General features: G+C 72.5%; 13 protein-coding genes. 11 read left to right on the forward strand and 2 right to left on the reverse strand.

Annotated features, from left to right (window positions below; all coding sequences use genetic code 11):
* Positions 1–10: 10 nt before the first annotated feature.
* The 5 genes from FLX08_RS18030 (at position 11) to FLX08_RS18050 (ending at position 6,263) form a co-directional block, all read left to right on the forward strand.
* Positions 11–1,465 carry an ABC transporter substrate-binding protein gene (locus FLX08_RS18030; RefSeq protein WP_142620034.1) on the forward strand — a complete coding sequence of 485 codons (1,455 nt, stop codon included), beginning with the start codon at positions 11–13 and terminating at the stop codon, positions 1,463–1,465.
* On the forward strand, positions 1,462–2,337 hold the full coding sequence (locus FLX08_RS18035; RefSeq protein ID WP_142620035.1) for an ABC transporter permease: 876 nt from the start codon (positions 1,462–1,464) through the stop codon (positions 2,335–2,337). Before FLX08_RS18030 ends, FLX08_RS18035 begins: the two co-directional genes overlap by 4 nt.
* Positions 2,334–3,143, forward strand: coding sequence for an ABC transporter ATP-binding protein (locus tag FLX08_RS18040; RefSeq protein ID WP_142620036.1), 810 nt, complete (start codon positions 2,334–2,336; stop codon positions 3,141–3,143). The genes FLX08_RS18035 and FLX08_RS18040 overlap by 4 nt, the downstream gene beginning before the upstream one ends.
* 2 nt (positions 3,144–3,145) lie before the next feature.
* Entirely contained in the window at positions 3,146–5,890 is a 2,745-nt protein-coding gene (locus FLX08_RS18045; RefSeq protein ID WP_142620037.1) for a fumarate reductase/succinate dehydrogenase flavoprotein subunit, read from the forward strand.
* Positions 5,891–6,035: 145 nt separating this feature from the next.
* Complete coding sequence (locus tag FLX08_RS18050) at positions 6,036–6,263, forward strand: hypothetical protein (protein ID WP_142620038.1); 228 nt, start codon at positions 6,036–6,038, stop codon at positions 6,261–6,263.
* A gap of 102 nt (positions 6,264–6,365) precedes the next feature.
* Here FLX08_RS18050 and FLX08_RS18055 read toward each other — a convergent pair whose 3' ends face one another.
* Positions 6,366–7,472, reverse strand: coding sequence for a YeiH family protein (locus FLX08_RS18055; RefSeq protein ID WP_142620039.1), 1,107 nt, complete (start codon positions 7,470–7,472; stop codon positions 6,366–6,368).
* Complete coding sequence (locus FLX08_RS40690; protein ID WP_167530474.1) at positions 7,472–7,609, reverse strand: hypothetical protein; 138 nt, start codon at positions 7,607–7,609, stop codon at positions 7,472–7,474. The genes FLX08_RS18055 and FLX08_RS40690 overlap by 1 nt, the downstream gene beginning before the upstream one ends.
* A gap of 200 nt (positions 7,610–7,809) precedes the next feature.
* Between FLX08_RS40690 and FLX08_RS18060 the strand changes: the two genes are divergently transcribed.
* The 6 genes from FLX08_RS18060 to FLX08_RS18085 all read left to right on the forward strand — a co-directional run bounded on the left by FLX08_RS18060 (position 7,810) and on the right by FLX08_RS18085 (position 12,941).
* Complete coding sequence (locus FLX08_RS18060; RefSeq protein ID WP_244312722.1) at positions 7,810–9,063, forward strand: lanthionine synthetase LanC family protein; 1,254 nt, start codon at positions 7,810–7,812, stop codon at positions 9,061–9,063.
* A 21-nt stretch (positions 9,064–9,084) separates the two neighbouring features.
* On the forward strand, positions 9,085–10,221 hold the full coding sequence (locus FLX08_RS18065) for a sulfite oxidase (protein WP_142620041.1): 1,137 nt from the start codon (positions 9,085–9,087) through the stop codon (positions 10,219–10,221).
* A gap of 151 nt (positions 10,222–10,372) precedes the next feature.
* Entirely contained in the window at positions 10,373–10,942 is a 570-nt protein-coding gene (locus tag FLX08_RS18070) for a hypothetical protein (RefSeq protein WP_142620042.1), read from the forward strand.
* A 101-nt stretch (positions 10,943–11,043) separates the two neighbouring features.
* On the forward strand, positions 11,044–11,265 hold the full coding sequence (locus FLX08_RS18075; protein WP_142620043.1) for a hypothetical protein: 222 nt from the start codon (positions 11,044–11,046) through the stop codon (positions 11,263–11,265).
* Between the two features lie 460 nt (positions 11,266–11,725).
* The gene (locus FLX08_RS18080) at positions 11,726–12,259 is read left to right on the forward strand and encodes a flavin reductase family protein (protein WP_142620044.1); all 534 of its coding nucleotides are present in this window, start codon (positions 11,726–11,728) and stop codon (positions 12,257–12,259) included.
* A gap of 115 nt (positions 12,260–12,374) precedes the next feature.
* Positions 12,375–12,941: an NADPH-dependent FMN reductase gene (locus FLX08_RS18085; protein ID WP_142620045.1), complete on the forward strand. Its 567-nt coding sequence runs from the start codon at positions 12,375–12,377 to the stop codon at positions 12,939–12,941.
* The last annotated feature ends 14 nt before the right edge of the window (positions 12,942–12,955 follow it).

The following is a 12,955-nucleotide window of genomic DNA, read 5'->3' on the forward strand; positions in this document are numbered from 1 at the left end:
CACACCCCCTATGCGTAAGATCTTCGCCGCCGTGGCGCTGCTGGCCGCGGCCGGGTGCTCCGTGTCCGCCGGCGCCGACGACGGCCGGCAGACGGTGGTCGTCGGATATCAGTCGAAGACCATCAACACGGTGACGGCCGGGACGCTGCTGCGCGACCTCGGCTACCTCGAAAAGCGCCTCGGCGACAAATATCGCGTCGAGTGGCAGGACTACGACACCGGCGCCCCGATCACCGCGAAGATGGTGGCCGGGAAGATCGACATCGGGTCGATGGGCGACTACCCGCTGCTCATCAACGCCTCCCGCACCCAGGGCGTGCCCGCGGCGCGCACCGAGCTCGTCTCGGTGACCGGCTACAACCTGCGCGGCGGGCTGAACGCGGTCGTCGTGCCCCCGTCGTCGGACGTGGAGACCCTGGCCGGCCTGAAGGGGAAGAAGGTCTCGGCCAGCTCGGGGTCGGCGGGGCACGGCACGCTCGTCCAGGCGCTGGAGCGGGCCGGGCTCGATCCCGCGACGGACGTCGAGGTCGTGAACCAGCAGCCGCCGGTCGGCGCGTCCGCGCTGCAGTCGGGCAACGTGCAGGGATACGCCCAGTTCGTGGCCTGGCCGGGACTGCTCGTCTTCCAGGACCAGGCCCGGCTCGTCTACGACGGCTCGGCGCTCGACGTGCCGACGTTCCACGGCGTCGTCGTACGGCAGGCGTACGCGAAGGAGCACCCGGACGTGCTCCAGGCGTTCCTCCAGGCCCAGATCGACGCGACGAACTACCTCCACGAGCACCCGGTGGAGGCGGCCGAGGCGGTGGCCAAGGCCACCGGGCTGCCGCCCGAGGTGGTCTACCTCTACAACGGCCGCGACGGCATCGCCTCGTTCGACGTGACCGTGAAGGCGCAACTGCTTTCCGCGCTGCAGCACGACGAGAAGTACCTGAAGATCATCGGCACCGACTTCACCGACGTCGACGTGACGAAGTTCGCGAACGACTCCTCCATCAGGAAGGCGTACGGCGCCTCCTACGACGCCGACACCGCGAGCACAGCCAACGCGGCGAAGATCACCGGCACCGACGAGGCCTGCGGCACCGCCGTGAGCGACCCGGCGAAGGCGGGCGAGCTCTGGCTCGCCGGGGAGGACCGGCTCCACCCCGCGGCCACCCCCACCTGCCTGCTGCGCCAGATCGCCGCCGCCGTTTCAGCGGGCACGACCGTGCGGGCCGCGTACGTGCCCGACGCGGCCACCGGGACGCATTGGTTCGCGGACAAGTCGGTCTGGGTGCGCGACCCCTCGGCGGGCGACGACGAGCGGTTCACGCCGTTCACCACCCGGGACGGCGCGCAGGCGTACGTGAAGGAGCACCCCAGGGCCGCGATCGTCGGCTACGACGAGGCGCTGAAGGCGGCTGCGGGAGAGCCGAAGGCGACTGTGGGAGAGCCGCAGGCGGCAGCGGGAGGCGCGTCGCGATGAGCACTCCTGCGCTGGACGCGACGCTCGGCCCCGGCGCCCCGGCCGTCGAATGCGCGGACGCCGCCACGGCGACGGGCCGCGCGAGAACGGCGGCCGGCCTGCGCGGCTGGGCGGTCAGGCTGGCCTCGCTGGCGGCCGTCGTCGCGCTGTGGCAGTGGCTGACGGTCACGGACGCCCGCATCGGGCTGCGGTTCGACCGGCTGCCCTCGCCCGCCGAGGTCGCGGCGGAGTTCGGCCGGCAGCTCGGCACGGGGATCTACTACCTCGACCTGGCCCAGAGCATGATCCGCATCCTCACCGGGTTCGCGCTGGCGGCCGTCCTCGGCATCGCCCTGGGCGTCCTGGTCGCGCGGTCCCGGTGGGCCGGAGACGTGCTGCTGCCGCCCATCGAGGTCGTCCGGCCGATCCCGGCGATCGCGCTCGTCCCGATCGCGATCCTGGTGTTCCCCACCGACGAGCAGGGCATCGTGTTCATCACGTTCGCCGCGGCGTTCTTCCCGATCATGGTGAGCACGCGGCACGCCGTACGGGCCCTGCCGACGCTGTGGGAGGACGCGGTCCGCACGATGGGCGGCGGGCGCGCGCACGTGCTGTGGAACGTCGTGCTCCCGGGCACGCTGCCGGGCGTCTTCGGCGGGCTGTCCGTCGGCATGGGCGTCGCCTGGATCTGCGTGATCTCCGCCGAGATGATCTCGGGGGAGTTCGGCGTCGGCTACCGCACCTGGCACGCCTACACGGTGGTCGACTATCCGGCGGTGCTCGTCGGCATGGCGTCGATCGGCGTGCTCGGCTGGGTCGCCTCGGCCTCCATCGAACTGCTCGGCCGGCGCCTCACCCGCTGGCTGCCGCGCGGCGAAGGGGGTGCCCGATGAGCGCTCCCGCCGTGGAGACCGCGCGCGTGGACGCCGGGCTCGCCATCCGGCTGGAGGGTGTGTCCCTCGGCTACGGGCGGCACGCCGTGCTGGAGGACCTGCGCCTCGACATCGCCCCCGGCGAGGTCCTGGTGATCGTCGGCCCGTCCGGATCGGGCAAGTCCACCGTCCTGCGGGCGATCGCCGGACTGCTGGCGCCGCGCGCCGGCCGTGTCCTGGCCGAGGGCGTGCCCGTCACCGGGCCCTCGCCCGACCGGGCCATGGTCTTCCAGGACGACGCGCTGCTGCCCTGGCGCACGGTCCTGCGCAACGTCGAGCTGCCGCTGCGCATCCGCGGCGTGCCGAGGCGGGAGCGCAGGGCGGCCGCCGAGAGCTGGATCGCCCGCGTCGGCCTCGCCGGCTGCGAGGACCGGCTGCCCCGGGAACTGTCCGGGGGCATGCGGCAGCGGGTGCAACTCGCCCGGTCGCTCGCGGGCGCGCCGCGCGCCGTGCTCATGGACGAGCCCTTCGGCGCGCTCGACGCGCAGACCCGGGCCGGGATGCAGCGCCTGCTGCTCGACGTGCTCCGCGACACCCTCGCCACGGTCGTCTTCGTCACCCACGACGTGGACGAGGCGCTGCTGCTCGCCGACCGGGTCGTCGTGCTCGGGCACCGCGAGGGACAGCGCGAGGGACACCGCGAGGGACACCGCGAGGGACAGCGCGGCGGACACGGCGACATCGCGACCGTCTTGAGCGTGCCGCACCCGCGGACCCCCGACATCGACCGCGCCGGGCTGCGCGCCCGCATCATCGAGGAGCTGTGAAAGTGGACATCCCTGCCCCGGCCGACCGTACGCATCTGGAATGCGAGGTCCTGGTGGTCGGCGGCGGCACCGCCGGGACCATGGCCGCGATCACCGCCGCCGAGCGCGGCGCCGACGTCATCCTGCTGGAGAAGGCGCACGTACGGCACAGTGGCGCGCTGGCGATGGGCATGGACGGCGTGAACAACGCGGTCATCCCCGGCAAGGCCACCCCGGAGGACTACGTCGCCGAGATCACCAGGGCCAACGACGGCGTGGTCAACCAGCGCACGATCTACCAGACGGCCACGCGGGGCTACGACATGGTCCGCCGGCTGGAGCGCTACGGCGTGAAGTTCGAGAAGAACGAGCACGGCGACTACGCCGTGCGCCGGGTCCACCGCTCGGGCAGCTACGTCCTGCCCATGCCGGAGGGCAAGGACGTCAAGAAGGTCCTCTATCGCGTGCTGCGCCGCCGCGACATCCGGGAGAAGGTGCGCATCGAGAACCGGGTGATGCCGGTCCGCGTGCTGACGAGCGAGGGCCGGGCGGTCGGCGTAGCCGGGTTCGACACCCGCTCGGGCGGGTTCGTCACGGTCGCCGCCGGGGCGGTGATCCTCGCCACCGGCGCCTGCGGGCGGCTCGGCCTGCCCGCGAGCGGCTACCTCTACGGCACCTACGAGAACCCGACCAACGCCGGGGACGGCTACGCGATGGCCTACCACGCGGGCGCGGAGCTCAGCGGCATCGAATGCTTCCAGATCAACCCGCTGATCAAGGACTACAACGGCCCGGCCTGCGCGTACGTCGCCAACCCCTTCGGCGGCTACCAGGTCAACGCCGACGGGGAGCGGTTCGTCGACTGCGACTACTGGTCGGGCCAGATGATGGCCGAGGTGGCCAGGGAGATCGCCTCGGCCCGCGGCCCGATCTACCTCAAGACCAGCCACCTGCCGGACGAGACGCTCACCGCGCTGGAGAACATCCTCCACACGACCGAGCGGCCCACCCGGGGCACCTTCCACGCGGGACGCGGCCACGACTACCGCACCCACGACGTCGAGATGCACATCTCGGAGATCGGCCTGTGCGGCGGTCACTCCGCCTCGGGTGTCTGGGTGGACGAGAACGGCGCCACCACGGTCCCCGGCCTGTACGCCGCGGGCGACCTGGCGTGCGTGCCGCACAACTACATGATCGGGGCGTTCGTGTTCGGCGACCTCGCCGGCGCCCACGCCGCCGAGCACCACCACACGCCGGACGGCCTGGCGGAGGACCAGATCGCCGACGCGCACGAGCTGATCTACCGGCCGCTCCGCAACCCCGACGGCCCGCCGCAGCAGCAGGTCGAATACAAGCTGCGCCGGTTCGTCAACGACTACGTCGCCCCGCCGAAGACCGCGAGGAAGCTGGACATCGCGCTGGAGACGTTCGAGCGGATGCGCGACGAGATCGCGTCCATGGGCGCCAGGACCCCGCACGAGCTGATGCGCTGCGCCGAGGTGACGTTCATCAGGGACTGCGCCGAGATGGCCGCCAGGTCGTCGCTGCTGCGCACCGAGAGCAGGTGGGGCCTCTATCACGACCGCGCCGACCGGCCCGAGCGGGACGACGACGAGTGGCTCTACCACCTCAACCTGCGCAAGAACGCCGCCGGGGCGATGGAGTTCGTCAAGCGCCCTGTCGAGCCCTACCTCGTGCCCGTCGAGGGCTTCACGCCCTGCCCGGCCGAGCCCGTCCTGCTCGGCGCGTACGGCACGGCGGGCCCCGCGCGGCGCAGGGCGGGCGGCCGGCTCGCCGTGGAGGCGATCGGGCGTTCGCCCCGCATCCTCGAACTGCTGCGCCTGGCCGACGGCGAGCCCACGCTCGACCAGGTCACCCCCTACCTGGCGGACGCCGATCCCAAGGTACGCAGGGCGGCCGTCGCGACGCTGACCGAGACGGCGCCCCGAGGTGTGGAGACCGCGCTCACCCGGGCCCTCGCCGACCCGCACGGCACGGTGCGGCGCGCCGCCGCCACCGGCCTGCGCGAGCTCGTCGAGGTGCTGCCCGCGACCGCCGAGTTCGGCGCGTCGCTCCGCGCCCTCTCCGGTCACCCCGGAGAGGGTCAGGACGGAGCGGCGGACCCGGTCGTCCGGGCGGCGGTGCTCGACGTGCTGCGGGCGCTGCGCCTCGGTGACGCCGCGTTGTTCGAGGCGGCGCTCGCCGACGCGGACACGCGGGTGCGGATCGAGGCGGTCAGGGGGCTGGTCGCGCTCGACGACGCGGAGCGGGTGGCGCTCGCCGCCGATGACCGCGACCGGGAGGTACGCGTCTGGGCGGCCAGAGGGCTGGGCGTCATCGGCCTGCCGGACGGCGTCCCCGCCGTCGCGCGGCTCGTCGCCGACCCCGACCCGCTCGTCCGGGCGGCGGCCCTGGAGGCGTTCGCCGGGCTCGGCCAGGCTCTGCGCGGGGAGCCGGGCCTCGCCGAGACGGCCGTACGGGCTCTGGCGGATCCGGCCTGGCAGGTGCGGGTCGGGGCGGTGCGGGGACTGGCCGCCGCCGATCCGGACCAGGGCGCTGGACCGCTGGTGGCCGCGCTGGCCGACCCGCACCTCGACGTGCGCAAGGCCGCGGTCCTCTCGCTGTCCGGGTGGGCGGCGCGGCCGGAGGTCGCCGCGGCCCTGCACGCCGCTCTCGGCGACTCCGACGCCGACGTCCGGGCCTACGCCCGCAGGGCGCTGGACGCCGCCCGTGCCGACACCGCCGGGGTGCCGGCGAGGGTCTGACCCTTCAGGCCACGGACTCGACGACCCGGAAGGTCTGGCGATATGCCGTGGGGGAGACGCCCAGCGCGGCGGCGAGGTGCCGGCGGAGAGGCCATCCCTCTATTACATATCGAAAGTATAGGGAATTTGTGCCAGGATGAAGCGCGTGACCGATTCCGACCGTGGTGCGCGATCCCTGGCCGTGGCCGCCGTCCCCGCCCCCAGGGGCGCCGCGGAGGCGACCGGTGTGTGGCGTGACCCCTACCCCGGGGACACGCACTGGTATGACCTGCCGGACGACGACGCCGCGCCGGAGGAGGACGAGACCGAGATCGAGATCGAGACCGAGACCGAGGCCCGGTGGCGGCCGTGGCGCCTGATGAGACGGCGCTGAAAGCCGCCACCGGGAGAGCGGCCGTCTCGGCCGCGCTCGTACGGCGGGCTCGTGCTGGGGGCTCGGGCTCGGGGCTAGTGGTGGGGGCTCGGGCCGCGCCGTTCAGGTGACGGTGAAGCCGCTGAACAGGACCGTGGCGAGCCCCAGGGCCAGCAGCACGTTGGCCACGGTGGCGGCGGCGAAGACGGCGACCGGCCGCCAGCCCGCCTCCCGGAGCGAGGCCACCCGGAACTCCAGGCCGATGCTGACGAAGGCGAGGATGAGGAACCAGGTGCGCAGGTCGTTGGCGACGCCGATGACGGCCTTGCCCTCGGCCGCGCTCACCGTGGTGAGATACCACGTGGCCACCACTGAGGATGCCACGAAGCCGAGCACGAACTTCGGGAACCGCCGCCACAGCTCGCCCGCGCCCGGCCGCTTGGCGCCGGGACGGCGCTCGATCCGGAACGCGAACCAGGCGGTCAGCAAGACCACCACGACACCGATCAGGGCGTTCTGGGTGACCTTGACGATGGTGGCGACGGCCAGCGCGTTCTCGCCCGCGAGGGCGCCGGCCGCGGTCACCGCCGCCGTCGTGTCGATGTTGCCGCCGATCCAGGCGCCGGCCACCTCCGGGCTCAGCCCCAGGGCCGAGGCCAGCGCCGGGAGAATGAAGATCGACGGGAGCGCGAACACGATCACCAGGCTCGCGCTGTAGGCGAGTTGCTCCCGCCTGGCCTGTACGGCTCCCGCCGCCGCGATGGCGGCGCTGACGCCGCAGATGGACACCGCGGCCGACAGCAGCGCCCGCAGCCTGTCGTCCAGGCCGAGACGGCCGCCGAGCCACCAGGTGAACAGGAACACCGCGCTGATCAGCACGATGCCCTGGACGATCGCGGGACCGGCCGCCGTGGCGATCACCTTGAGGTTGATCGACGCCCCGAGCAGCACGAGGCCGGTCTTGATGAAGAACTCGGTGCGAAAGCCCCCGGCCAGGCGGTCGCGCAGCCCGGTCGCGGTGAGCACCGCGTTGCCGAGCAGGCCGAGGACGATCGCATAGACGGGATATTCGATGGCCTTCGCCAGGTCGGATCCCGCGAACCATTCGGGCACGCCCTTCTCCAGGGCTCTCGTGCCGGCGGCGAGGACGAGGACGGTGAGGACGCCCAGGGCGGGCCACTGCCACGCCGTGGCCCTCGTCGCGGTGGGGACGGCCGCTTCGCTGCTCATCACGGCACCAGTCCCGTCGGGATCACGCCGATGAGGACCAGCGCGAGGAGGACGAGGCCGACGATGGTGGCGGCCCAGTCCTCGTTGAAAGCGGTACGGGTGTGCTCGGCGACGGTCGGGGGGTGTTCGTTGCTCACTCCGGACGCCTTTCTCGGGAGTGTGAGGTGTTCGGCTCGACTGTGGAGCGCTCATCCCCATCAAGTCAATAGGAAATACCGGAAAGCCTTCGGCGGATAGTTGCTATTACCTACCGGGTTTGTGGGATAGTAGGCGCATGGGCCCGGACCCGATCCGCTCATCCGGTGAGCGTGCAGAGACTCCGCTGACGGCCGCCATCATGGCAGGACGATGGATCCGTACGGCCGCCGTCGACGACGAGGACGGCAGGCGATGGCGGGCTAACCCCGACCCGTACGGCCGGCATGCGACGCCCGGCGGGCCCGCGTCCCTCCACTCCGGCGCGGCCGGGATCGTGCTGTTCTTCCTGGAGCTGGCCGCGGGCACCGGACACGACGCCTACCTGGAGGACGCCCGCGCGGGCGCCCGCTATCTCGCGTCGACCTGGCGGCGACAGGCCGACGTGTCGCTCCACCACGGCCTCGCCGGTGTCGTCCTCGCGCTGACCGAGGCCGGGTGGGCGCTCGGCGAGGAGCGTTTCGAGAGCGTGGCGGTCGGGGCGGCTGACAGGATCGTCAGGAGCGCCCGCGCGTTCGGCGACGGCGGCATCGGCTGGTCGGGAGACGCCACGCTGCGCGGTGACGGCGGCGTCGTGCTGGGGCTGCTGCGCGCCGCGACGGCGCTCGGCGTGCCGGCCTACGAGGAGATGGCCGTCGAGGCCGGACGGCGGATCGCGCGGCTGACCGCGCCCCGGGAGCGGCCCGCCGCGTGCCCGGCCCTGTCGGCGGAGGCGGCCCCGCCCGGCTTCCTGGCCGGCACGGCCGGGACCGCCTTCCTCCTCGCCCGCCTGTACGGCGCGACGGGCGAGGAGGCGTTCCTCGACGCGGCACGCCGCGGTGCGCACCTCGTCAGGAGGGCCGCCGTCCTGACGGGGGAGAGCGCGACCGTCACCGACCACCTGGGCTACTGCTCCGGCTCCGCCGGGATCGCGCGCATGTTCTACGAGCTGTATCGGGTGAGCGGCGACACCGGCGACCTGGAATGGGTGCGGCGGCTGGCCAGGGGCGTCAGGGAGTCCGGCGCGCCCTTCCGGCAGACCGCGGGGCTGTGGAACATCGCCTGCCAGTGCTGCGGCACCGCCGGGCTGATCGAGCTGTACGTGGGGTTATGGGCGGCGACGGGAGAGCAGGAGCATCTCGAGTTCGCCCGCAGGCTCGCCGACCACCTGATCGGCCGGGCGACCGGCTACGACGACAGGGGATATCGCTGGTATCAGGCGTACCGGCGGCACCGCCCCGGCGAGGTGTCGGCCGACACCGGCTATCTGACCGGGGCGGCGGGGGTAGGGGCGGCCCTGCGGCACCTGGACGCGGCGGGACAGGCGGACCGGCCGCGCCGCGTGATCCTGCTGCCCGACAACCCCTTCCCGCCCATTCCCGTGCCGGCCGTCGCCCTGAGGAGGCCGGCCGGCTGATCGCGGCAGGTGAGGAGGCGCATGACTTCCATGAAGGACGGCCTTGAGACCCGGCGTACGGCGCCGGAGGCGGCACCCCCGCCCGGCATCCGCAAGCCCCTGCCGCCTCGCCTGTTCGCCGTGCGCGGCACGAACGCGGAGACCCGCTGGGAGGCGCTGCGCGGCGACGACTACCTGACGCCGCACGACCTCTTCTTCGTCCGCAACCACACCGCCACGCCGCTGATCGACGCGGCCGGCTGGCGGCTCACGCTGTGGGGCGACGCCCTGCGCGGCGGGCCGGTCGCGTTCACCTACCGGGACCTCCTCGGCATGCCGGCCGAGACCGTGACCGCGTTCATCGAGTGCGCGGGCAACGGCCGCCGCCTGTACGGCGAGCAGCAGAACCAGGAGGTGCCGGGCACCGCCTGGCGGCTGGGCGCGGTCGGGGTGGCGCGCTGGCGGGGCGTGCGGCTCGCGACGCTCCTGGAACGAGCGGGGATGAGCGACAGGGCCGTCGCGCTGATGCCGCGCGGGCTCGACGCCGACTACGTCGAAGCGGGGGAGAACCTGGGCAGGGTGCGCCGCCCGCTTCCCGTGGCCAAGGCCCTGGACGACGTGCTCGTGGCCTACGAGATGAACGGCCGGCCGCTGCCGCCCGACCACGGCCATCCGGCCCGGCTGGTGGTGCCGGGCTGGGTGGGCGTCGCCTCGATCAAGTGGCTGGGGGACATCGAGGTGTCGGCGGCGCCGCTGGAGTCGCCGTGGAGCACGCGGCTCTACCGCATGCACGGCCCCGGTCACCCGCCCGGCGGCGGCCCGCCGCTGACCGGCGTGGGGGTGAAGAGCGCCTTCGAACTACCCTGGCCGGCCCGTCTCGTGGCGGGGCGCGAGCATCTGCTGCGCGGCCGTTCGTGGTCGGGCGGCGGGCGCGTGGTCCGCGTCGAGGTCAGCGACGACGAGGGCGTGTCGTGGCGGCCGGCCCGCCTGCGCGACGACCGCCACCCGCGCGGCTGGGTCCGCTGGACCTTCCCCTGGACCCCGCGCGAGCCCGGGAACCTCCGGCTGCTCGCCCGGGCCGCCGACGAGACCGGCGCCGTGCAGCCCGACCGTGCGGCGTACAACCTCCTCGGCTACGGCTTCGATGCGGTGGTGCGCCACCCCGTCGTCGTCACCTGACCCGGTCGCCTGCCCGTAGAACGGAGGACGACTCCATCACGGTGAAGCCGTCTCCCGTCGTCCGGACCCTGGCTAAAGTTTGCCTCTGATCTTTCAGCGGAAGGCGAAGGGTTCGCGGTTGGCCGGACAAAATCGGGGACGCCCCGGGTGGATGCACGTCGGGCCCCTGGAGGAGCGGCTGACACGGGGCTGGAGCCCGGACACCTTTCCCGACGCCGAGCTGCTCCTCGCCGTGATGACACTGGCCGCGGTGCCCCACGCCCTTGCGGTCCGCCTGGCGGCCCACCTCACCGGAGGCATCTGCCTGGGTTACGGCTCGGTGCCAGACCTACCCGGGTTCGAGTCCTTGCGGAGCCTGAGCCTGCCCGTCCAGGACGCCTCCTGGGACCTCACTCCGGGGGTCTACGATCCCAACGCCCGCCGCATCGGGATCGGTACCGTCCCATCGACGAGCGTCAGCGTGTGTGGCCACGAGTTAGGTCATTCCTGCGATCACATGGACGGATACCCCTCACGCGGGGAGTTCTGGCAGCACCTGCAGGACAGCTGTCGAGACCGCCTGATGCGGCCCTACCGGGAAGATGCCGGCGAGTTGTTCGCCGAGGCCTTTGCATGCACGCTCATCAGGAAGGTCACCCGCCTGATCCGGCTTTTCGGCGGCGACGAGGCGTCGGCCGAACGTGCCTATCACTGGCTGTCGGGCCGCTACGGCATCGGATGACAGCGACCGGGGAATGGCCCCGGCGATGGTAGGCGGGCAAACGTTGCGGTTATGCTGGCCGAGCGGCCATGGTCTCGGCTGTCGAACGGAGAGGCGCGGCGATGAGCGTGATAATGCTTCCCGGCGGTGTGCTCCGCGTGCCGGCCGCGACCACCCTGCCTGACGGCACGAAAGTCGACGGCACCCGAGAGATTCGCCCGGACGACCCGGAATACCCGCGCTGGCTGCCCTACGCGCAGCGGGAAGCCGAGCTATGGCAGGGGGACGAGGCCGAGCAGGACCAGCGCATCCTGGCACGCTGGCAGCGCCGCGAAAGCGCCTGAATAACCGGGGTTCACGTCCACGGACAGCGGGCTCTCGTCTTTCTGCTGGTCGTACAGCACAGCGTCGGGAGTAAGCGGCGCCGCCGCAGGACGTACCTGACGCAGCCACCGGCAGTTGCTCACTCCGGGCCATTTTCCTGCAAAGCTAGTAGGAAATATTGACTTTTCTGTCCGGTGATCGTACGTTCGGTGGTATGAGCCAGGGCGTTCGTCTGACCCGGCGTTCGAGCGTGGACTTCGGCCACGTCGCCAGCGCGCAGTGTCGTTGATCGTAATCTTCCGTCGTCTTCGAGCCGATGAGGGGCCGGCAGAGAACGTCGGCCGCCCCTCCTCGCGAGCCGTGCGCGACCACGTCACGTACGGTCCCGCCTCCATTTCGAATCCCTGATCCCGCGTGCCGTGGTGCCCGCGGCGGGCGGGATCGACCTTGTGAGCAGCCGCGACCTTCCGGAGGTTTGTCATGACGGAGACTCTGCTCGGCCCCGACCTCGACGCCGACGACTACAAGCGCGCGCTGGACGCCGACGGCTACAGGCGTGCGCTCGCGGTGCACGCGGCGGGAGTCGTCGTGATCACCGCGCAGCGTGAGGGAGTGCCGGTGGGGTTGACCGCGACCTCGTTCTCCTCGGTCAGCCTTGACCCGCCCCTCGTGTCCTTCTACGTGGACCAGTCGTCCACCACCTGGCCGTCCCTGCGTGAGGCCGACCACTTCGCCGTCAACGTCCTGGCCAGCGACCAGGCCGATCTCGCCGCCCGGTTCGCCCGCAAGGGGATCGACCGGTTCGCCGAGCCCACCCGATGGCGTCCGGGGCCGCTCGGGGCGCCACTGCTCGAGGACGTCTCCGCGCACCTGATCTGCCTGCCGTACGAGCGGGTCGGCGTGGGCGACCACATCCTCGTCGTGGGGCTGGTCACCCAGGCCGAGGTGCGCGGGCCGGGGCGTCCGCTGCTCTACCACCAGGGCCGCTTCGGCCGGTTCATCGCCCACCCGTGATCCCGCCCCCGCTTCGCACGAACGCCCGTTCCGATCTGGAGGACCGTCTGTTGACCATCCGTACGCTTTCCGACGCGGACACAGGACACGCCGAACGGCACGAGGCGGTGGTCTCGTGAGCTCTCTCGTGGCGCTGGTGGGCAATCCGCGCGGCGGTTCCCGGACCCATCTCGCGGCCGTGGCGGCGGCCGAGGCGGTGGGGCGCCGGATCGGGCACGAGGCGCCGCCCGAGGTCGTGGACCTGTCCGCGATCGGGCCGCACCTGTTCACCCCCGGGCCCTCGCCGACCGTGGAGGTGGCGCTGGAACTGGTCGCCGGAGCGCAGGTGCTCCTGGTGGCGAGCCCGACCTACAAGGCCACCTACACCGGCCTGCTCAAGGCGTTCCTCGACCGCCTCCCCGGTGGGGCGCTGACCGGGACGGTGGCGCTGCCGCTGCTCGTCATGGGATCCCCCCGGCACGCCCTGGCCGTCGAGCTGCACCTGCGTCCCGTGCTGGTCGAGCTGGGCGCGCTCGTGCCCACTCCCGGCCTGGCCCTGCTGGAGGCCGAGATCCCCGACCTCGACCGGGTCCTCGCCGACTGGACGGAGCGCGTCGCCCCGCAGGTGACCGCGGCACTGGGGCCGGCACTGGGGTCGGCACTGGGGCAGCCGCACTCCGGTCGTCTCGTCGAGCCGACCTGACCCTTCGACCACCA

Origin of the sequence: Microbispora hainanensis (assembly GCF_006874475.1) — a bacterium.
Lineage (GTDB): Bacteria > Actinomycetota > Actinomycetes > Streptosporangiales > Streptosporangiaceae > Microbispora > Microbispora hainanensis.